This is a genomic window from Dyella sp. 01N36 (genome assembly GCF_056399745.1).
In genome coordinates this window covers 47,779-68,290 of sequence record NZ_JBFTRY010000003.1, presented here as the reverse complement: position 1 = coordinate 68,290, position 20,512 = coordinate 47,779, and the positions used below count along the sequence as shown (strand labels likewise).

At 66.3% G+C, this 20,512-nt stretch carries 16 protein-coding genes; 8 read left to right on the top strand and 8 right to left on the bottom strand.

Translation table 11 applies throughout. The features are described 5' to 3' along the window. Positions 1-45: 45 nt before the first annotated feature. The 4 genes from AC1DMG_RS01550 to bufA2 form a co-directional block, all read right to left on the bottom strand. Positions 46-990, bottom strand: a complete 945-nt coding sequence (locus AC1DMG_RS01550) for an AraC family transcriptional regulator (RefSeq protein ID WP_441602845.1) — start codon at positions 988-990, stop codon at positions 46-48. Between the two features lie 77 nt (positions 991-1,067). Then, a complete protein-coding gene (locus AC1DMG_RS01545; protein WP_441602846.1) occupies positions 1,068-1,859 on the bottom strand; it encodes an HvfC/BufC family peptide modification chaperone in 792 nt (263 codons plus the stop codon). After that, positions 1,856-2,698, bottom strand: coding sequence for an MNIO family bufferin maturase (gene bufB / locus AC1DMG_RS01540; RefSeq protein ID WP_441602847.1), 843 nt, complete (start codon positions 2,696-2,698; stop codon positions 1,856-1,858). The genes AC1DMG_RS01545 and bufB overlap by 4 nt, the downstream gene beginning before the upstream one ends. Positions 2,699-2,759: 61 nt before the next feature. After that, entirely contained in the window at positions 2,760-3,044 is a 285-nt protein-coding gene (gene bufA2, locus AC1DMG_RS01535; RefSeq protein WP_441602848.1) for a BufA2 family periplasmic bufferin-type metallophore, read from the bottom strand. A 276-nt stretch (positions 3,045-3,320) separates the two neighbouring features. Here bufA2 and AC1DMG_RS01530 point away from each other — a divergent pair, with 276 nt between their 5' ends. The 3 genes from AC1DMG_RS01530 to AC1DMG_RS01520 are packed head-to-tail and all read left to right on the top strand — an operon-like array spanning position 3,321 to position 4,966. Then, entirely contained in the window at positions 3,321-3,824 is a 504-nt protein-coding gene (locus AC1DMG_RS01530) for a DoxX family protein (protein WP_477178239.1), read from the top strand. A gap of 27 nt (positions 3,825-3,851) precedes the next feature. Then, positions 3,852-4,238, top strand: coding sequence for a thioredoxin family protein (locus AC1DMG_RS01525; RefSeq protein ID WP_441602850.1), 387 nt, complete (start codon positions 3,852-3,854; stop codon positions 4,236-4,238). Then, positions 4,238-4,966, top strand: coding sequence for a cytochrome c biogenesis CcdA family protein (locus tag AC1DMG_RS01520; protein WP_441602851.1), 729 nt, complete (start codon positions 4,238-4,240; stop codon positions 4,964-4,966). The genes AC1DMG_RS01525 and AC1DMG_RS01520 overlap by 1 nt, the downstream gene beginning before the upstream one ends. A 15-nt stretch (positions 4,967-4,981) precedes the next feature. Here AC1DMG_RS01520 and AC1DMG_RS01515 read toward each other — a convergent pair whose 3' ends face one another. The 4 genes from AC1DMG_RS01515 to AC1DMG_RS01500 all read right to left on the bottom strand — a co-directional run bounded on the left by AC1DMG_RS01515 (position 4,982) and on the right by AC1DMG_RS01500 (position 12,689). Beyond that, the gene (locus AC1DMG_RS01515; RefSeq protein WP_441602852.1) at positions 4,982-5,653 is read right to left on the bottom strand and encodes a MarC family protein; all 672 of its coding nucleotides are present in this window, start codon (positions 5,651-5,653) and stop codon (positions 4,982-4,984) included. 110 nt (positions 5,654-5,763) lie between these two features. Next, positions 5,764-6,630 carry a ribonuclease H-like domain-containing protein gene (locus tag AC1DMG_RS01510; protein WP_441602853.1) on the bottom strand — a complete coding sequence of 289 codons (867 nt, stop codon included), beginning with the start codon at positions 6,628-6,630 and terminating at the stop codon, positions 5,764-5,766. Beyond that, positions 6,627-9,047 (bottom strand): DEAD/DEAH box helicase, encoded by a 2,421-nt coding sequence (locus tag AC1DMG_RS01505; RefSeq protein WP_441602854.1) that lies wholly within the window; start codon positions 9,045-9,047, stop codon positions 6,627-6,629. The genes AC1DMG_RS01510 and AC1DMG_RS01505 overlap by 4 nt, the downstream gene beginning before the upstream one ends. Positions 9,048-9,122: 75 nt before the next feature. Next, positions 9,123-12,689, bottom strand: coding sequence for an autotransporter domain-containing protein (locus tag AC1DMG_RS01500; RefSeq protein ID WP_441602855.1), 3,567 nt, complete (start codon positions 12,687-12,689; stop codon positions 9,123-9,125). A 238-nt stretch (positions 12,690-12,927) separates the two neighbouring features. On the opposite strand from AC1DMG_RS01500, the gene AC1DMG_RS01495 reads away from it, so the two are divergent. The 5 genes from AC1DMG_RS01495 (at position 12,928) to AC1DMG_RS01475 (ending at position 20,499) form a co-directional block, all read left to right on the top strand. Further along, positions 12,928-13,593 carry a response regulator gene (locus tag AC1DMG_RS01495; protein ID WP_441602856.1) on the top strand — a complete coding sequence of 222 codons (666 nt, stop codon included), beginning with the start codon at positions 12,928-12,930 and terminating at the stop codon, positions 13,591-13,593. Beyond that, positions 13,590-14,996: an ATP-binding protein gene (locus AC1DMG_RS01490; RefSeq protein WP_441602857.1), complete on the top strand. Its 1,407-nt coding sequence runs from the start codon at positions 13,590-13,592 to the stop codon at positions 14,994-14,996. The genes AC1DMG_RS01495 and AC1DMG_RS01490 overlap by 4 nt, the downstream gene beginning before the upstream one ends. 87 nt (positions 14,997-15,083) lie before the next feature. Further along, entirely contained in the window at positions 15,084-16,424 is a 1,341-nt protein-coding gene (locus AC1DMG_RS01485; protein ID WP_441602858.1) for a TolC family protein, read from the top strand. Continuing rightward, a complete protein-coding gene (locus AC1DMG_RS01480) occupies positions 16,421-17,467 on the top strand; it encodes an efflux RND transporter periplasmic adaptor subunit (protein WP_441602859.1) in 1,047 nt (348 codons plus the stop codon). Before AC1DMG_RS01485 ends, AC1DMG_RS01480 begins: the two co-directional genes overlap by 4 nt. Further along, the gene (locus tag AC1DMG_RS01475; RefSeq protein ID WP_441602860.1) at positions 17,464-20,499 is read left to right on the top strand and encodes an efflux RND transporter permease subunit; all 3,036 of its coding nucleotides are present in this window, start codon (positions 17,464-17,466) and stop codon (positions 20,497-20,499) included. Before AC1DMG_RS01480 ends, AC1DMG_RS01475 begins: the two co-directional genes overlap by 4 nt. Positions 20,500-20,512 lie beyond the last annotated feature (13 nt).

Here is a 20,512-nt window from a genome sequence, read left to right as displayed (position 1 = left end):
GATGTTCTGGGCGCAAGTGCATGCCGCCCTCGCGCTGAGTCGCACTCAATTCAACGCAGCAGCGTGCACGCCTTCGCCGCGCACACGGCCGGGACATCGGCCGCTCACACGCTTGAACAGGCGGCGAAAGGCCGCTTCGCTGCTATAGCCCAATTGCTGGGCGATGCCCGCCACCGATTGCTGGCGGTCGCGCAACAACTGCTCGGCCACGCTGACGCGCCACTGCGTGACATATTGGATCGGCGGCTGCCGCATCAGCTGGGTGAAGCGCTCGGCAAACGCGGAACGGGACATGCAGGCCAGGGCGGCCATCGATTGCATGGTCCAGGCCTTGCCGGGATGGTCGTGTACGGCCTGCAGCACGCGGGAAATACGCGGATCGGCCAGTGAGGCAAACAGGCCCTGGCGTTCTTCCGTGGTGCGGGAGTAATCGCAGATCGCCAGCGTGAACAACGCATCGGCCAGCTTGTTGAGCAGCACAAGGCGGCCGGCGCAGTCGGCGTGCACCACCTGCGCCATGGTCGAAGCCAGCTGTCGGAACGGAGCGCTGGCGTCGGCGGCATGGATGACCATGCAGGCGGGCAAGGCCAGATTGAGCGGATGCTGGGAACTGCCGGTGAAGCGGAACTCGCCGCAGATCAGGCTGGTCTGCAGCATGTCGTCCCCGTCCCCGTCCCCGTCCCCGTCCCCGTCACCGCCGATGCCGCTGAGCCGATGCGGCGCACCGTGCGGAAAGATCACCAGGTCGCCGGTTTCAAGCGTCACCGCGCCGCCGAGTTCCTCGCTTTCCACCTGGCAGCGGCCGGTGCCCACCAGATGGAACAAGCCGCACTCATAGCGCGGTGCATCCGCAAACCACGAACCGCAACGATGCAGCTCGGCGACCACCTGCACCTGCAGCATCGACCGGTTGAGCAGGGACTCCAACGCCGGTTCCACCAGTCGCGGGCGCGGGCCGGCGGGTAGCGACGGATTCGGTTCGATGGACATGGGGTTCCTTCCGGCGGGTCTCATCAAGGACTTCGCCGCCGGTAGGCTGCCGGTTACATCGCCGATTGGATGACCGCTTAGAGGGCTGATCCTCCTGGCAGGGCCAGCTGTCCGATCAGCCCATCGCCCAGCCACTGCGCCAGCAGGGCGGCCATGCGGGGCAGGTCTGAATCGCCATGACGCTGGGCGAGGCGTTCGCACAGTTGCGCAAAGGTGTCGCCATGGAGGGCGCCGAGCAGTGCAGGCAATTCGCGCGTTTCAACCTGCCGGTAGCGCACGTCCAGCGCCGGCCGCCATACCAGCAGATGACGTGGCCGGCGCCAACGCCGCAACGCCGGACGAGGCTCGCCCCGGTCGGCCGCACGCCGGAACGCATCGATATTGCAGGTACTGCGCAGCAGATGCGCGTGCGGCAGAGGATGCAGCCGCAATGCCGCCCATCCCTCGGGCGCGATGCCCGCCAGTTCGGCGGCGCTGACCGTGCCATGGTCGGCTGCGTCGAACGCGGTGGAAATGCCCCAGTCCAGTCGCGCCATCTCGGCCAGTTCGGGCCGGTCACGCCATGGCGCCGTGCGGGTGAGAAACCCGGCGAGGCCTGCGCCATGCCAGCGAATATTGAAGTGCGTGGAGGGATGCGCGGCCACGTAGTCGTCCAGCAGCCCGGCGAAGCGTCGCCCGGACAGCAGGGCCAGACCGGGAAACTCCGTTGCCAGCGCCTCGCGCAGACGCATGCGATAGCCATGCTGGTAGATGGCGAGCCGGCTCGACTCGTCGGCCCTGTCGTCACCGCGCAACGAGCCGGGCAAGGGCGTGCCGCCCGCCAGCATCGCATCGGCCAGTTGCAGCTGCAGGGCGCGCAGATCGCTCACGCGGCTTCCTGCATCAGCGCGTCGGCCAGCGACCTGGCATGGTCGAGTTCCACCAGCAGCTCGGCGAGCGGAGGAATGTGGTCGTCGCGCTCGATCATGGTCGACACGCGACCGAAGCGCCGCACGGCCTCCACGTAGAGATCCCACACGGCATCGACCACGGGTGCATCATGCGTGTCGATCAACAACTCGCCGCCGTGCTCGTGGCCGGCCAGATGGAATTGCTGCACGCGTGCAGGCGGCAGGCCGTCGAGATAGTCCAGCGCGGCAAACCCATGGTTGTGCGCGCTCACGTGCACATTGTTGATGTCGAGCAGGATGAGGCAATCGGCACGCTCGGCGACGGCGGCGAGAAACTCCCACTCGGTCAACTGCGACTGCGCAAAGCTGATGTAGCTCGACACGTTCTCCAGCAGGATGCGCCGCCCCAGCTTGTCCTGCACGCGGCGCACGCGGTCCACCACATGCACCAGCGCTTCCTCGGTGTATGGCAGCGGCATCAGGTCGTGCAGGTTGACCCCGTGCACGCCGGTCCAGCACAGATGATCGGAGATCCAGGCAGGTTCGACGTGTCGCGCCAAGGCCGCAAGCTGGTCGAGATAAGCCATGTCGAGTGGATCGGTGCCGCCGATGGACATCGACACGCCGTGCATCACCAGCGGGAAACGCTCGCAAAAACGCTCCAGCCAGCGCAGCGGCCGGCCTCCGGGAACCAGATAGTTTTCCGAAACGATCTCCAGCCACTGGACGTTGGACGGTTCGTCGATCAGCGTTTCGTAGTGATCGACGCGCAGGCCGAGACCGAAGCCCAGATAAGGCAGCTGGCGGGAAGTGGGCATGGCGTTTCTCGCGATAAAAAGCGCGGGGCTTTCGAGCGGGCCGAAAGCCCCGCGATCAAGCTCAGGAGGCCTTGGCGGCTGCCTGGGCGGCGTCACATTCCTGCTGGCTCTTCTGCATGGTGAAGCCCTGGCCCTTGCAGGCGTTCTGGCCCTTGCAGGCATTGCTGGCCTGCTTGCAGGCGCCATGGCCCTTGCAGGACGACGAGTTCATGCACTTCACGCTGGCGGTATCGGCCGACTTGCTGCCGTCGGTCTTCTCGGCCGCCGAAGCGGACATCGTGGTGACGGCGAACAGGCCGGCAACCATCATCGCCATGGCGGCGCCGTTGAGCTTGTTGGTCTTCATGGAAACACTCCTGACAGGTGGACGGCCGCTTGCTGGCGGCTTGGATGGACAACGTCGGGCCCGGACACCATGGCCAAGCACTGCCGACTTCAGCATTCTCGACAGACGGCCAGCCGCGCGCTGTCCCCACGCGTCTCCCTTTTGTGCCCGATCGTCCGGCGATGGAGGTGTCGCGCAGGACCGGACGGCGGGCAAGAAAGCATGGACGACCAGCCATGGCGGCGATCGCCAGCGCTTCGCATGATGCCCGCACCTCAATCCCCGGAAGCTGACGTCATGCGCCCCTACCTCGCCGACAAGGCAACGCAACTGCTCGCATGGCTACAGCGCATCGAATGGCTCGGGCCCTTGGTGGTGCGCGTGGTATTCGGTTACTTCTGGCTGGAAACCGGCATCGCCAAGGTGCACAACCTCGATGGCTTCACCCAGCGCTTCGTCGGCTGGGGCATTCCCTTCCCGGCGTTCAGCGCGGGACTGTCCGCGTGGACGGAATTGCTCGGCGGCCTGCTGATCATGCTCGGCCTGTTCACCCGCCTGGTGTGCATCCCCATGCTCATCAACATGGCGGTGGCCGTGGTGCTGGTCGTATCGGCCAACCTCACGGGCCTGGATGACTTCGTGGAAGCCGACGAGATCGTCTACAGCCTGATCTTCTTCTGGCTGCTGATCAGCGGCCCGGGCAAGGCCAGCCTCGACACGCTGCTGGCGCGGGCGCTGGGAATTCGCACCGCATCCGAGGCGACACCGTCAGCGCGCATGGCCATCCCTGTCATCGACTGACGGTGGGGCACAGGAGTCTTCGTGATCATGAAAACCAAGTTTCACCGATGGATGTTCGGCACGCTGTTGCTGGCGCTGGCCGGCACCACAGCCGCCGCTGAAGTGCCTTTCGACCAGGCGTCCTATGTGCGGACGCTGGCCGCGGGCAAGCCCGTCGTGGTGTACCTGCACGCCGACTGGTGTCCGACCTGTCGCGCGCAGCAACCCATCGTGGATCGCCTGTCAAAGGAACCACGGCTAAAGGATGTGACCATCTACGTAGCGGACTTTGACAAGGAAACGGCGCTGGAGAAATCGCTCAAAGTCACGCAGCAATCGACGTTCGTGGTTTTCAAGCAGGGCCACGAGGTAACGCGCTCCACTGGCCAGACGACAGAGCCTGCCATTCGCGCGGTGCTTGAGCAGGCGCTCTGATGGATTTTGGTCTGGGCACTTATGTGCTGGGTTTCCTGGCCGGCATGGCGACGCTGTTGTCGCCGTGTGTGCTCCCCATCCTGCCGATCCTGATCGCATCGGCGCTGTCCCGGCATCGGTGGGGCGTCGCGGCGCTGGCATTGGGCTTGAGTCTTTCGTTCGCGTTGACCGGAACCCTGCTCGCCACGCTCGGTGCTTCGATCGGCCTGGAGGCTGGCACCTTGCGCGTTGCGGCCGCGGTGCTGATGGTGGTGTTCGGCCTGGTGATGCTGTTGCCGCCGCTGCAGCGTACGTTTGCGCGTATCACCGCGCAGCTGGGCAACCGAAGTCAGCAGGCGCTGGGTTCGGTGCGTGGCGAAGGCGGCTTCAGCCAGTTCCTGATCGGCTTGCTGCTGGGACTGGTGTGGAGTCCTTGCGTGGGGCCGACCCTGGGTGCGGCGACCACGCTGGCGGCACAGGGCACGCATCTGGTGCAGATCGCGCTGTTGATGCTGGTGTTTGGCCTCGGCGCCGGACTGCCACTGCTGGCGCTGAGCACGGTGTCAGGCGCCGCCATGACACGCATGCGCGGCTCACTGATGTCGGCGGGCAGCGTGGCCAAATCGCTGCTGGGTGCCTGCTTCGTGGTGATCGGCGTGCTGGTGATCAGCGGCCTGGACCGCCGCTTCGAAGCACTGGTGCTTTCGGTCAGCCCGGATTGGCTGACTCGCCTGACCACGTCGCTATAAGGTGCTTGCGCAACGCTAGCGCCACTTCACCGATGCCAGCAGGTCCGACAACCCCACCCACAACAGCTGCATGCCGATGCAGAAGGTGACCAGCGCAAACAGGCGCATCACGATCTTGGTGCCGCCGGAGCCCAGCCATCGCTCCAGCGTGTCGGCGAAGCGCATGCAGATGTAGATGCTGGCGCATAAGACCACCAGCGCAGCGGCGACGCCGAGGAAGTGGACGGCCGACAAGCCATCCTTCGGCGAGCTGGTACCAAGCGCGATGGCCACCGAGATGGAGCCCGGACCCACCATCAAGGGCAGGGTCAGCGGGTAGAAGGTCTTGGCGGCCAGCGATCCGCTGCGCGAGCCGGGGTTCACTTCCTGCGCCTTCTCGTTGGCGGCATCGTCATCGTCGGGCTTTTGCAGCAGGTTCCAGCCCGCCACCGCGATGATCATGCCGCCCGCCACGCGCAGCACCGGAATGGAAATGCCGAAGAAGGTGAGCACGTAGGCGCCCATCAGCAGCGACACCAGCAGGATGGCGAAGCTGTTGGTGGTGACGCGCCAGGCCAGTTCGGTGCGTTCGGCAGCCGTAGTGTTGGGCACCATGCTCAACACGATGAAGGCCGAGCCGATCGGGTTGATGATCGGGAACAGGCCCGTGATGAGCAGCAGGGCGGTCTGGGTGAAATCTCTCAGCATGCTCGCAGCTCCCCGGGGCAGGCTTGCGGTGGGATCACGATGTGTGGCGCACCGGGCCCGCTGGCAGCCCGCGGGGAAAACCTAGCATGTCGATCCGCCGACCGCGCCCCTCATGCCTGCGTGTTTGCCTCGTCGGGTGTCGCGAAGCGGTGAAGGATGCCGCCCAGGCTGCGCAGATCCTGGCTGTTGTGCCGCGCCACGCGATGCAGCGCCTGCGCCGAACCGCCGCGCAAATAGCCCAGCCACGCGGCCGGCGCTTCGGAGCCGGGCAGGTCGTCCTCGCGCACGACCTGCAGCAGTTGTCGCTCGGCGGTGGCCAGGCGGCAGTTCTCCCAGGCACCGCGCCAGCGGCGCCGCACGGGGTGGAGCAGGTCGATATGCGCCAATCCTTCGAGCGGACACGCACGGTGGTGCAGGCGAAAGCGCGTCTTGAGCAAGGGCGAGTCGTACGACTTGCCGTTGTAGCTCACCAGCACCGCATCCGGACGCAGCCACGACGCGAAGCAATCGAGCATGGCCGCTTCGCCGGCCAGCGTGGTGATCAGCAGCTGGCGTTCGCGAAAGCGGCCTTCATGCCAGTCGCCCACGCCGATCATGAAGGCGCGTGTGCCGGTGCCGCCGGCCAGTCCAGTGGTTTCCGTGTCGAACAGCACCAGTCGTTCCGCGGCGATCTCTTCGTCGACGCGCGCAAACGCGGCATGGAAGGCAGGCGGTTCGGGCGGCCACGCGCTGCTCGTTTCGCACAGCTGCAGGCCGGGTGCGATGGTCTGCCCGGGTAGCGACGAGGGTTCGATGCTTGCCTTGCGTCGTGGCGTGGCGGCCGCGCCTTGCGTGCGCTGGCGGATGCCGAGCAGCTGCGCGATGTTGTCCGGCAACGCGGGACGCGGCTTCGCCGGCACAGCCACGGCGGCGGGTGCGGGCGGCACCACGCCGGCCTGGCGACGCAGGCCGCGCAATTTATCGGCCAGCGCGCTCATAGGGCGACGATCAGGTCGAGCACACGCGTAGCGAGCGATTTCAGCGAACGCTCGTTCTGTTCGTCCGCGGCCAGCACCGGGCCAACGCAGGCAGGACAGCCGCCGCGGCAATCGCAACGACGCACCAGTTCGCGCGCGAGGCGCACCAGATCTTCGCGTCGCTCATACAACGGTGCGCTGAGTCCCACGCCACCAGGAAAGGCGTCGTAGAGATACAGCGTGGGCACGAAGGGGCCGCTCATCGATGGCTCGCCCTCGCCGAAGCCCGAGCGAAGCTGCGCGCGACCGTTGGCGTCCGGCGTGGCGAACCACGCACCGTCGCCGCTACCCACGGCCTTCTGCAGGTCGCGCGCTTCGGCCGTCACCGCCACCGTCGCCACGATATGCAAGGCATGCGCCGCCGCTAGGAAACCGTCGAGCGCCTCCTGGCGATGATCGAACGCCTGTTCCAGCGCGCGTTGCGGCAACTGCCACCACACGGCGGTGGTATGCAGTTCAAGGTCGGGCAGGTTCACCGGGCCGTAGCCGATATTTTCGTGGGTGTAATAGCGGATCTTCTTGTAGCCCGCCACGCGGCGCGCTACATGCACTTCGCCGTGATGCGCACTGCCATTGCCGGCCGGCGAGCCATCGAATGCCTCCAGCACTTTGAGCTTGGTGTAGTCGATGGCGTCGGTGTAGTAGTCCACGTTGGTACGCGTGACGAAGGCCTTGCGGCCGTTCCAGTCCAGCCGCTCCACCTGGTAGGGCACCGACTGGATCATATGGATGGCGCCCTCGTACAAGGTGAGCGAGGCCGCGCTGAAGTCCACCTCCGCCACGATGGTCTGGCGACCATCGGTACGATCCACCACCACGAAGTTGCCGTCGGCCACCGAACGCAAGGACACCGCGTTGGCGGGGTAACTATCGGCGATCCATTCGAAGCGCTCGCCTTCCTGATGCAGCACGCCTTCTTCGGCAAGCACCTGCAGCCATGGCGTGGCGTCCTGCGGGCCGAACAGCTCGCCGTCGCGGAAGGGCAGCTCGAAGGCGGCGCAGCGGATGTGATCGAGCAGGATCAGCGGCTGGTCGGCGGCGATGCGCGCATGTTCCGGCGTGGCGTCCTGGAAGAATTCCGGATGACGCACCAGATACTGGTCAAGCGGATCGCTGCTGGCGACAAGCACACCGAGCGAGGCCTGCTGGCGTCGACCCGCGCGACCGAAACGCTGCCAGGTGGCGGCGACGCTGCCGGGATAGCCGTTGAGCACCACCACGTCGAGCGCACCGATATCCACGCCCAGTTCCAGCGCTGAGGTGCTGACGATGCCATCCACCTGTCCCGCCCGCATCTCACGCTCCGCCGCGCGACGTTCGGTGGGCAGATAGCCGCCGCGATAAGCGCGAATGCGCGGCGCCTTGCGCGGATCGCTGTCGAACACGTCCTTCAAATACTTGGTGAGCACTTCCACCATCAGCCGCGACTGCGCGAACACCAGCGTCTTCAGTCCCGCCCGGATCGCTGTGCGCGCAATGCGGTTGGATTGCGAGCGCGCCGAGGCACGCAGGCCCAGATCCGCATTGACCACCGGCGGGTTCCACAGCAGCACATGTTTCTCGCCCACCGGAGCACCGCTTTCGGTAATCGCGGTGACTGGTTGTTCGATCAGCGCGCTCGCATGCTCCGCTGGATTGCCGATGGTCGCCGAGCACAGGATGAACTGCGGCGTCACCCCGTAGAAAGCACACACGCGCTGCAGGCGGCGCAGCACGTTGGCCACGTGCGAGCCGAATACGCCGCGATAGGTATGCACCTCATCGATCACGATGTAGCGCAGGTTCTCGAAGAACTGCGCCCACTTGGTGTGATGCGGCAGGATCGCCTGATGCAGCATGTCCGGATTGCTCACCACGATGTCGCCATGCAGGCGGATCGCCTGGCGCGCATCGCCCGGCGTGTCGCCGTCGAAGGTGAAGGCTTTGACGCCGAGGTCGCCGGCCTGGTTGAGTTCCAGCAGCTCCGCCACCTGATCCTGCGCCAGGGCCTTGGTGGGAAACAGGAACAACGCCTTGGCGCGCTGGCGGATCGCTGCGCTGATCACCGGCAAGGTGTAGCACAGCGATTTGCCCGAGGCGGTGGGCGTGGCAATCACTACATGCTCGCCCGCAGCGGTGGCATTCCATGCCTGGGCTTGATGCGCATAGAGCTGATGGATACCGCGTGCTCGCAGCGCCTGGGCAAGTGCTGGCGGCATGTCGCCGGGTAGCGGAGCGAATTGACCCTCCCGTCCCGGGAGGACGAACGAGCCGGTGATGCGGTCGCCGTAACGTTTGGCAAGCCGCCGGGCGAGCTGGTCGCCGCCGGAAACGGGTGCAGCCAGCGCACCGTCGCCGCGCACCGCGCGTTGGGCCATGGGGTTAGGCAAGGCGTTCATCGGTGCGCTCCATCGGGGGATGGCATTGCACCCGCAGGCCGTCTCAATCCCTGAGACGGCCCGGTGCGGCGTGGCTTAGAACATCCAGGTCAGGCTCATGCGGGCCGCCTGGTCGTTCGCCCGGCTGGCGAACTGGCCGTTGTAGCTGGCATCCACCGTGACGTTACGCGACAAGGCGAAGCTCAGCCCGCCGGTGAAGGCTGCCGCATTGCGAGCCACCGGCACGCCATCGACGGTGTAGGCCAGGTTGCCGTTGGCAAAGCGCAACGCGCTGCTGGTGGCAGTGTCACCCCAGGCGTGCTGCCAACCCAGGCTGAAGTGCGCACGCAGGCCGCCGCTGGCATCCAGCGCAAACGCGCTGCGCAGGCCGAGCGTGGCATAGGTGGACGAATCGGTCTGCGCATTCGCGTCCAGCGCCGCGGCGCCATCGCCTTCGCTGGCGGCATCCGTGTGCAGACGCACATAGGCCACATTGAGGAAGGGCGAGAACGTCGCGGCCGGCGTGCCGAACGCGTAGCTCGCGTCGATATAGGCCTGCCCGGTGTTGCCGTCGTACTCGCTGTTGTAGCGTTCGTTGAAGGTGTCGAAGGCCACCGAGCGATGGCTGTCCACCGTCTGCCAGCTATACGCCACCGCGCCCTGCAACTGGAAGGCGTCGGCATGCAAACCGCCGTATACACCCAGGTGCGTGCCGGTGGTGTGCGACGACGAACCCAAGGCATCGACATTCGCGCTGTTCTGGCCAAAACCCGCCACCGCACCGATGCGTGCCTGCGAACCCAGCAACATGTCCGCACCGACCAGCAGGCCGCTGCCGTTCGCTTGCAGGCGCGAGGCATTGCCGTCGCCATCGTGATTGCCCCAATGGCCCCAACCGGCGGTCCAGGCGGATACGCCGTTGTCGTTGGTGGCACTGGTTCCGGTGGCGCTGTTGTTGAGGCCAAGCAGGTGATCGTTGATCGCGTCGCGCACGTAGCGGCTATCGTCCATCAATGCGGTGCGTGTGCTGGCGTAGATCTCGCCGGAGAGCTGGTCATACGCATGGCGCGCCGTTGCTGCGTCAGCCATCACCACGGCGTTGTACAGGGCGCTATTCCAGCCCAGCGCTTCGACCGCCGTGGCCGTGGCGCGTTCGTTCGGCGTCTGTGCGACACCGGCGAAGCTTACGTCGTTGCGCTCCAGCGACAGCGTCACGCTGTTGGCGCCATAGGCCAGCGTGGGCGTGAGGAAGGCGAGATTGCTGCTGGCCGAAGCAAACTGCCCAGTGATGCCCTGCGTGGCGGTGAGGATGGTGTAGTCGGTGCGCGGAGCCCAGTTGCCCGTCGTACCCAGCACCACCGTGCTGCCGGCGATGCTGGCCTTGCCGTTGACGGTGAGCAGGTCGGCCTGGCCGGTGGGCGCCGCATCGATCACCAGCGCGCCGTTGGCAGCCTGCGTGTAATTGCCGTTGATGGTGAGGGTGCCGATCGAGCCACCCGGCTGCAGCATGCCGTTGTTGGTGACATTGCCCACGATGGTGCCGTGACCGCGCAGGGTACCGCCCGCGGCCACCTGCACATTGCCGCCCAGCGTCGCAGACGCATTGCTCGCATCGCCAACTTCCAGCGTGCCGGCCTGCACCGTGGTGGTGCCGGCAAAACTGTTCTTGCCGTCGAGCACCAGCATGCCGCTGCCGCTCTTGGTGAACGAGCCCGTGCCGCTCAGCACGCCGTTGTAGATGCCGTCGCTGGCCTGGTCGAACACCAGCGCCGCGTTGTTGGTGATATTGCCCTGCAGGCTGGCGGTACTGCCCAGCAGCGTGCCGCCACTGATGGTGGTGCCGCCGCTGTAGCTGTTCGCGCCGGTGAGGGTGAGCGTGCCGCTGCCGGTCTTGTTAATGCCGAAGCTGCCACCAATGACGCCCGACTGCGTGGCCGCATCGCTTCCATCCACATCGAGCGTCGTTGCACCTTGCAGGCTGATCGCATTGGCGAGGTTGATGCCGTTGCGATAGACCAGCGTCGGCGCCGCGGCCACCAGCGTGCCGGTGCCGATCGCGCTGCTGTTGCCCAGCACCAGGGTGCCGCCGCTGACCGTGGTGTTGCCGCTGTACGTACTGGCGCCGTTGAGCGTGGTGGTGCCGGCGCCGATCATCACGCTGGCAAAGTTCGCGATGGAACCGGCATAGCTGAAGCTGTTGCCGGCGCCGGGCGCAATGGTCAGCGTGCTGCTGCCGGTGCCGCCATTGATATTGCCGTTGATCACTGCCGAGCCGCCCAGGATCTGCAGGCTGCTGTTGCCGCTGCCCAGATCCACCGCCAGGTTGCTGCTGTCGGCCGTGATGGTGCCGTAGTTGATCACGGTGGCGTTGTTGCCGCCGGTGTAAACCGCCGCTGCCGTGCCGCCGCCTTCCAGCGTGCCGCCGGCAAGGTTGGTGATGGTGACGGTGAAGGCGTTGGCAGCGCCGGTCACGGCGATGGCGGAGTCGCTCTGGCCGCGGATCAGTCCGCTATTGGTGACGCTGGTATTCCCATAGATGCCCTGGGTGGGAATCGACGCGTCGGTGGTCGGGTCCTTGTCCAGGCCGGCCAGGGTGATGCCGCGGCCCGTGCCGGTGTTGACGGTGCCGTCGCCATTGGTCGCCGAGTTGTCGCCTTCGATGGTGCCGGAGTTGACGATGGTGCCGCCGCCCACGGTCACGCCTTCGCTGGTGTCGTTGTACGCATGCAGCGACTTGATCGTGCCGGTGTTGGTGATGTTGACCAGGCCATCCACGTCGACACCGTCGCCGTCGCCATTCACGCCGTTGCCGGTGATCGTGCCGTGGTTGACCACGGTCACCACTTCGTTGGCGTTGAAGCCGTCGATATTGATGCCCGAGCCGTTGTCGCCCTGGATGGTGCCGCCGAGGTTGTTGGTCACCGACAAGGTGTACGCGCCGCTGGTGGTCACATCCGTGTTGCCGCCGGTAATGCCGTGGCGCGCGCCTTCGATGGTGCCGGTGCCGGCCACGCTGGCCGAACCGGTGGTGGCATTGACGATGGTGATGCCGCTATTGCTCTGCGCATCGATGCCATCGCTGCCGTCGGTGCTGCCCGCTGCGTTGGTCGATTTGATCAGGCCGTCGTTGTAGACAAAGCCGTTGACGCCGGGACGCACGGCGTCCGCTTCGTACGCGTCGATTTCACCGCTGGCGTAGTTGTACAGCTTATTGCTACCGGTGGTGATCGCATTGAAGTCGATCGCCTGGGCGCCACCGAGTGACGCATTGGACGAAACCAACTTGCCGTAGTTGTAGAACACGACGCTGCTGCTCGCCTTGTTCATCTGGATGACGTCGTTGTCCGCCGTCTGCATCAACGCGCCCACACCGTTGGTGACGGTGAGCGTGAGGTTGCCGGTGTTGTCGCGGATGGCGCGGCCGGTGGTCGTATCGATCAGGCTGCCGTTGTTGGTGATCGTGCTGCTGCCGGTCACGGTGACGGCGACCGCCGTGCTGCCGCCGATCGACAGCGTGCCGGTGGCGTCGATGGTGCCCGTCTGGCCCGCGGCGAGGGTCTGTGCGGTGTTGGAGGTTTGTCCGGCGGTGATCTCGAACGTGGCGGCGTGGGCGGTATCGACCAGCGCGAGCAGGATTCCGGCGACGAGCAGCTTCTTCTTCATGGGGCCCCCTGTGGCGTAAGCCCGCAAGTGTTGCGATGGCATTGCGTAAGACCCATGACAGCTTGGCTACGCCGTCCGGCCCTTTCCTTAGCGTTGTCTTAGAGAGCCTTCGCGGCCAGCCGCAGGCGTCTGACCTGGCAGAGAAAAAATCAGGCGGGACAGTCGCTTAAGTGTTTCCTAAGGCGCATGACCGATAATCCCGGCGTACATCGCCAGCAGGGCGAAGGAGCGTCAGGTCGTGCACATTCTTCTGGTCGAGGACGACGCGCAGCTGGGAGCGGCGATCCAGCGCGCCCTGGAACGGCTGAGCTATACGGTGTCGTGGCTGCGCGACGGCCGTTCGGCGCTCAACGCCATGCGCGATCGCACCGCCGACCTGGTCTTGCTTGATCTGGGCCTGCCCGGTCGCGACGGTATCGAAGTGCTGGTGGAGGCGCGCCGCGCCCATGTGGATACGCCCGTCCTGGTGATGACGGCGCGCGACGGGCTCACCGCGCGCGTCGATGGTCTGGATGCCGGCGCCGACGACTACCTCACCAAACCCTTCCATGTGGAAGAACTGGCTGCACGCATCCGCTCGCTCACCCGCCGCATGCGCGGCCTGTCGGTGAACCGTATCGAAGTGGGTGCGCTGAGCCTGGACGTGGGCACTTCAGAGGTGACCTTTCGCGGCGAGGCGGTCGACCTCACCCGCCGCGAATTCGCGCTGCTGCAGGCGCTGATGGAAAGCGCCGGCCGCCTGGTGCGGCGCGAGAGCCTGGAGAATTCCCTGTACGGACTGGATCACGTGGTGGGCAACAACGCACTCGAAGTACTGGTGCATTCGCTGCGCCGCAAGCTGAGCTTCGAGACGGTGCGCAACGTGCGTGGTTTCGGTTACATGATTCCGCAGGATCCCAAGTGAGCCGCGGCAGTTTGCGCGGACGTCTGCTCTGGTTGGTCCTCGGCGTTCTCGCGGTGGTGCTGGTGCCCTTGGCGATCTACAGCCTGCGTCGCACCACCAATGAAGTGAACGAGCTTTCCGATGGGCGCCTGGCGCAATCGGCGCGCACGCTGCAGACCTTGATCAGCGAGATCGGGCTGCCTGCCCTGCAACGCCGCAACGCCGAAGCAGGCGTGGTGGTGCCGATCACGGCGCGCTCCACCCAGGAGCTGGTGCTGCATGGCCACACCTATGAGTCCGAAGTCGGCTTCCAGGTGTTTGACCGCGACCATCGCCCGCTCCTGGTGACCGGCAATCTCACTGCCTTGCCGCCGCCCGACACCGCCAAGCCCGGTTTCAGGAATCTGCGCTACGGCAATTATCGATGGCGCCTGTTCACCCTGCCGCCGACCGCCGATGGCGTGGTCGTGCGTGCGGCCGAGCGCTATGACAGCCGTGCCGACATCCGCACTGCGCTGTGGATCGAGCATGGCCTGCCGCCGCTGATCGCGCTCCCCGTGCTGGCCTTGCTGGTGGGCTGGGCCGTGCGGCGCGGGTTGCGTCCGCTGGATGCGCTCGCGGAAAAACTGGCCGCGCGCAAACCGGGCAGTCGCGACACGCTCGACGTCGCCGACGCGCCGCGCGAACTTGAGCCGGTGCTCGCTGCACTCAACAGCCAGTTCACCCAGCTCGAGGAGGCGCTGGAGCGCGAGCGCCGCTTCAGTGCCGACGTGGCGCACGAACTGCGCACGCCGCTGGCCTCCACCATGATCAACCTGGAGAACGCCGAGGCCAGCCGCGATACGCGCGAAGCCGACGTGGCCCTGGCCGGCGCGCGCGAAAGTCTCGCTGCGCTGGCGCGCCGGGTGGAACAGCTGCTGTCGCTGGCGCGCCTGGAGGCGAGCTCGCGCGCCGAGCAGAACAGCGATATCGACCTGCTGGCGGTCGCGCGCAATGTCATCGAGGAACTCTCATCGCTGATCGGCGACTCCGATGTGGAACTGGACGTGGCCCTGGCCGATGGCACGCTGATCGTGCACGGCCACGAAGTGGCGCTGGCCGCGCTGCTGCGCAATTTGCTGGAAAACGCGCTGCGCCATGTGCCGCTGGGCGGCCAGGTGCGGCTCAGCATCCAGCGCGAGCAGGACCAGGCCGTGATCGACGTGATCGACAATGGCGAGGGTATTCCCCCGGAACGCCGCGCGGCCGTTTTCACCCGCTTTCACCGCGAGGCCGGCAGTCAGGGCGAGGGCTACGGGCTGGGACTTTCCATCGTGCAGCGGGCGGCGCAATTGCACGATGCGTCGATCCAGCTGCTCGATTCGCCCTATGGCCGCGGCCTGCGCGTCTGCGTCCGCCTGCCGCTGGGCGACTGCCGCGCCTGAGTCCGCGAGATCCTGGCGGCGCTTACAAAGTGAACGCTAAGCCAGTTTCGCTAGGGTATGGACTCCCTACTCATGCCTGGATTGTTGGTGTCTTCTCTGTCTGCCAAGCATCGCAGCTTCGCGGCCATCGCCTTGGCCATGTGCCTGGCGGGCTGCGCCACCAGCCAGCCCAAGCCGCTGCCGGAACAGGCCGCTTCCGCGTCATCGCTGTCGCAGCTGCAAGGTTATGACGCCGCCGCGCTGCCGCTGGACATGGCCGCGGTCGAGCGCCTGGTGCTGCTCAATAATCCCGACCTCAAGACCCAGCGCGCCCGGCACCAGGCGGCGCAGGCGCAGCGGCTGCAGGATGGCGTGCTGCCCAATCCCACCGTCGGCGGCAGCATCGGCTATCTGCTGTCGGGTCCGGGTGACGCGACGGCCTGGACGGCCTCGATCAGCCAGGACATCGCCTCGCTGATCACCCTGCGTCCCCGCCGCGAGGCGGCGAAAGCCAGCGCCGATGAAGTCGACGCCGGCCTGCTGTGGGAGCAATGGCAGACCGTGGGCAAGGCGCGCCTGCTGGTGATCGATCTGGTCGAAGGCCAGCGGCAGATCGCGCTGCAGACGCAGGCACTGCAGGCCCAGGCGGAGCGCGAATCGCGTATCGCCAAAGCCGTCCGCGATGGCAACCTCGAGCGCGTGGCGGTGGCTTCCGATCTCGCCGCTGCCGCCGAGGCACGCAGCGCACTGAGCGACATGCAGCGCCGCCAGCTCGACCAGCAACAGCAGCTCCATGCGCTATTGGGTCTGCAGCCGGGCGTCGTGCTGCCGCTGGCGACAAACTTGCCATCCGCCCAGGTGGACCCCGCGGCGATCCGCACGCAGTTCGACAGCGTGAGTCGTCGCCGGCCGGACCTCGTTGCTCTGCAGCTGGGCTATCAGGCCCAGGAAGCGAACTTGCGCGCCGCCGTGCTGGCGCAGTTTCCGCCGCTGGCGATCGGCTACGACGCCTCGCAGGACAATAGCCGGGTGCGCAATGGCGGCCCCGCGGTGAACTTCACGCTGCCGATCTTCGATCACAACCAGCACAACGTGGCGATGGCCCGCGCCACCCGCGACCAGCTGCACCAGGAATACACCACGCGCCTGGCGACTTCGCACGACGACGTCGAAGCGCTGCTGGCGCAATACGCACAGCTCGATGCGCAGCATCAGGCGCTTACTCCCGCTACCGACGACGCCGTGCACGCTGCCTCTGAGGCCGGCCAGGCGGCGCAAGCCGGCTTGATCGACCTGCGCAACGTCACCGATCTGCGCGTGGCCGCCCTCAACCGGCAATTGGCGCAACTGGCGACCGAGCAGGCCATGCTCGAACAGCAGGCTGCACTGGAATTGCTGGTCGGTCGCGGCATGCCGACTTCTCTCGAACAGGATGTGATGGCCCCATGAGTTACCGACAGCCATGGATCGCTGCGGCGCTGGCCGCGTTTGTTTTGGCCGCCTGCTCCAGCAGCGAAGCACCGGACGAAACGGCCGTGAGCGCCGCGGTCACCACCGTGCCGCTGAAGCAGGGCAGCGTGGCCGATACCGTGACCGCCTACGGCAGCGCCGGTCCGGCCGCCGATGCCGCGCAAGTGATCAGCGTGCAGGCCGCGGGTCGCGTGACGCGCTGGAACGTCACGGCGGGTGAGTCGGTGAAGCGTGGACAGTCCCTGCTTGCCTTCGCACTGGCGCCCTCGTCGGTGGCGGCCTATCAACAGGCGCTGACGGCGCAGAAGTTGGCCCAGGCGCAGCGTGCCCATACCGCGCAGCTGCTGTCGCAGCAACTCGCCACCCGCGATCAGCTCGAGCAGGCCGAAAAGGCCTTGCAGGATGCGCAGTCCAATCTCGATGCACTGGTGCAGCAACAAGGCCGCAGCGCCACCATGGATGTCACCGCGCCGTTCGATGGCACGGTGGTGACGGTCGACGCACCGCAGGGCGACAACCTGCAGGCGGGTGCCGCCTTGCTCACGCTGCAGCGTGGTGACGGCATGGTCGTCACGGTCGGCGTCGAGCGCGATGCGATGACGCGCGTGCAGGTCGGCGCGAAGGCGGATCTTGCGCCCATCGATGGCGGTGCCGCCATGCACGGCACGGTGCGCCGCGTGGCCCATGCGTTGGATGCGCACACGCATCAACTCAATGTGGAGATCGTGCCCGATGGCGCACTGGTCAGCGGTGAGGGCTTCCGCGCCGACATCATCGTGGGTCAACGGCAAGGCTGGCTGTTGCCGCGTGATGCGGTGCTGGGCGACGACGCGGATCGCCATGTCTTCCAGGTGGCGAACCACAAGGCGGTGAGCGTGCCGGTCAAGGTGCTGGGCGAGACGGACAGCATCACCGTCGCCAGCGGCGCACTCGACGCCAAGCTGCCGCTGGTTACTGAAGGCGCGACGCAGCTGGACGACGGCATGGCCGTGCGCCTGCCGACGGAACAGGCCAAGCCATGAGCTTGCCGACACTCTTGGCGCGGCACGCGCGTGCCATCGTCATCGTGGCTTTCGCACTCGCGCTGGCGGGTCTGGCCAGTTCGCTCACGCTGCCGGTGGGGCTGTTCCCGCAAGTGTCGTTTCCGCGCGTGGTGATCGATCTCGACGCCGGCGACCGGCCGGCGGACCAGACCGCGCTGCTGCTGACGCGGCCGGTGGAAGAGGCGATCCGCACGGTGCCGGGTGTGGCCGGTCTTCGATCGGAAACCACGCGCGGTTCGGCACAGATCTCGGTCGACTTCGGCTGGGGACGCGACATGATCGCCTCCACTCTGCAGGTGGATTCGGCCATTGCACGCGTGCTGCCGAGTTTGCCCGCGGGCGCCAGCTACAACGTGCGCCGCATGGATCCCACGGTGTTTCCCATCATCTCCTATGCGCTGCAGTCGGACAGCATGTCGCCGGTTGCGCTGCGTGATCTCGCGCAATACCAGATCGTGCCGTTGCTGGCGTCGGTCGAGGGTCTCGCGCGCGTCGACGTGCAAGGCGGCGAAACCGCCGAAGTGCAGGTGGAGGCCGACCCGCGCAAGCTCGCGCAATACGGTCTGAGCCTGGACGACCTGGCCACCGCCGTGAGCGGCGCCAACCAGCTGGAGGCCGTCGGTCGGCTGCAGGATCGCAATCAGCTTTATCTCGTCGTCGCCGATCACTCGCTGCAACACATCGAAGCGATCCGCAAGATCATCGTGAAAAACGATGCGCACGGCTGGGTGCGATTGTCGGATGTCGCCACGGTGCGCGATGGCTACGTGCCGCAATGGATCAAGGTGAGCGAGGACGGCAAGCCTGCCGTGCTGTTCAACGTGTTCGAGCAGCCGGACGGCAATGCGGTGCAGATCGCCAGCGAAGTACGCGCGCGGCTGGCCTCGTATCGACTGCCCAAGGGCGTGACGCTCAAGCCGTGGTACGACCAGAGCGAGCTGGTGGTGGAGTCCGCCCATAGCGTGCGCGATGCGGTGTTGATCGGCCTGCTGCTCGCCGCGGTGGTGCTCTTGGTATTCCTGCGCAATCTGCGGGTGACCCTGATCGCGATGCTGGTGGTGCCGGTGACGCTGGCCGTCACGGTGTTGCTGCTGCAAGTGTTCGGCATGAGCTTCAACATCATGACGCTCGGCGGCATCGCGGCTGCCGTCGGCCTGGTGATCGACGATGTGATTGTGATGGTGGAACACGTCGCGCGACGAGCGGGCACGCTGGATGGCGGTGGCGAAGCCGTCGTTTTGCCAGCGGCGCGAGAGTTCCTCGCACCACTGACTGGATCAAGCCTCGCCACGCTGATCGTGTTCGTACCGCTGGGTCTGCTCAGCGGCGTCACCGGCGCCTTCTCCAAGGCGCTCTCGATTACCATGGCCAGTGCGCTGGCCGTCTCGTGGCTGGTGACCGCGTTCGTGGTGCCGCCGCTGTTGCGGCGCTGGATCGACTTTCGACACTGGCATGATCCGGGGCTCGATCACGAAAGCTGGCTGTCGCGTTCGCATGCGCGCCTGTACGACGCGTTCGCGCGCCGCCCGGCGTGGCTGCTTGCGTTCGTCGTGCCGCTGCTGGTGATCGGCGGCGTGGCTTACACGCACGTGACCACGGGTTTCATGCCTTCGGTGGACGAAAGCGGCTTCGTGATGGATTACTACACCAAGCCCGGCACCTCCTTGCCCGAAACGGCGCGGCAGGTCGCGCAGATCGAAGCCATCCTGCATGCGATGCCCGAAGTGGACACGTTCTCCCGCCGTCTCGGCACCGGGCTGGGCGGCGATCTGGGGCAGTCGTATCACGGCGACTTTTTCGTGCGGCTGAAACCCGATCACGCGCGTGCCACCGAGGACGTGATGAGCGACGTGCGCGAACACGTGGAGCACGAGGTGCCCGGTGTGGAGGTGGAGCTCGCACAGCTGATGGAAGATCTCATCGGCGATCTCACCGCCGTGCCGCAGCCGATCGAGATCAAGCTGTATTCGGCCGATCCGGACACGCTGGTGCCGCAGGCGCGACGCGTGGCCAAGGCGCTGGCCGATATCCCCGGCGTGGTGGAGATCAAGGATGGCCTGCAACTGGCCGGCGATGCCTTGAACGTGCGGATCGATCCCGACCGCGCCACGCTCGAGGGCATGACGGTGGCGGCGGTGACGCAGGCGATCAACAACGCGCTGACCGGCGTGGTGGCCACGCAGTTGCCGCAGGCCACCAAGAGCGTGGGCGTGCGCATCCGCATGCCGGACTCGATGCAGTGGCGGCTGCCGCAGCTGCTCGCCTTGCCGGTACGCGCACCCGACGGACATGTCTTTCCATTGAGCCGCGTCGCCAGTATCGCGACTGAAAACGGGCAACCGCAGATTTCCCGCGAAAACCTGCAGCAGATGACGGCGGTGACGGCGCGCATCGACGGCCGCGGCATGGGCGCTGCCGTGGCCGACGTCAAGAAACTGCTCGCGCAGCCGGGCATGCTCGATGCCGATACGCGCTACGAACTGGGCGGCCTCTACCAGCAGCAACAGATCGCCTTCCTCGGCCTGGGCAAGGTGTTTCTGATGGCGCTGGTGGCGGAATTCGTGCTGCTGCTGTTTCTCTACGGCCGTGCCGGGCTGGCCCTGGTGGTGATGGGTTGCTCGTTGTTCTCGGCCACGGCGGTGTTCATCGCGCTATGGCTGTGCGGCGTGGACCTCAACATCACCGCGATGATGGGCATGACGATGATCATCGGCATGGGCACGGAGATGGCGATCTTCTACGTGTCCGAGTACGTCACGCTGTCGCGCGAGCTGCCGCCGCTGCAGGCTTTGCGCCTGGCCAGCCGCGATCGCCTGCGACCGATCACCATGACCACGCTCGCCGCGATTCTCACGCTGTTGCCGCTCGCGCTGGCCTGGGGGCAGGGTGCTGGCATCCAGCAACCGCTCGCCATCGCGATCATTGCGGGGCTCGCCTTGCAATATCCGTTGGTGCTGCTGGTGATGCCGACCCTGATCGGCGTGGTGGCAGGACATGCACGAAGGCGATGAGCGGCCACCAGCG

Coding starts and splice junctions, on each gene's coding strand:
- AC1DMG_RS01530 (WP_477178239.1), top strand. CDS start 3,321: ATGCGCCCCTACCTCGCCGACAAGGCAACGCAACTGCTCGCATGGCTA.
- AC1DMG_RS01510 (WP_441602853.1), bottom strand. CDS start 6,630: ATGAGCGCGCTGGCCGATAAATTGCGCGGCCTGCGTCGCCAGGCCGGC.
- AC1DMG_RS01480 (WP_441602859.1), top strand. CDS start 16,421: ATGAGTTACCGACAGCCATGGATCGCTGCGGCGCTGGCCGCGTTTGTT.
- AC1DMG_RS01520 (WP_441602851.1), top strand. CDS start 4,238: ATGGATTTTGGTCTGGGCACTTATGTGCTGGGTTTCCTGGCCGGCATG.
- AC1DMG_RS01475 (WP_441602860.1), top strand. CDS start 17,464: ATGAGCTTGCCGACACTCTTGGCGCGGCACGCGCGTGCCATCGTCATC.
- AC1DMG_RS01515 (WP_441602852.1), bottom strand. CDS start 5,653: ATGCTGAGAGATTTCACCCAGACCGCCCTGCTGCTCATCACGGGCCTG.
- AC1DMG_RS01505 (WP_441602854.1), bottom strand. CDS start 9,047: ATGAACGCCTTGCCTAACCCCATGGCCCAACGCGCGGTGCGCGGCGAC.
- bufA2 (WP_441602848.1), bottom strand. CDS start 3,044: ATGAAGACCAACAAGCTCAACGGCGCCGCCATGGCGATGATGGTTGCC.
- AC1DMG_RS01550 (WP_441602845.1), bottom strand. CDS start 990: ATGTCCATCGAACCGAATCCGTCGCTACCCGCCGGCCCGCGCCCGCGA.
- bufB (WP_441602847.1), bottom strand. CDS start 2,698: ATGCCCACTTCCCGCCAGCTGCCTTATCTGGGCTTCGGTCTCGGCCTG.
- AC1DMG_RS01500 (WP_441602855.1), bottom strand. CDS start 12,689: ATGAAGAAGAAGCTGCTCGTCGCCGGAATCCTGCTCGCGCTGGTCGAT.
- AC1DMG_RS01525 (WP_441602850.1), top strand. CDS start 3,852: ATGAAAACCAAGTTTCACCGATGGATGTTCGGCACGCTGTTGCTGGCG.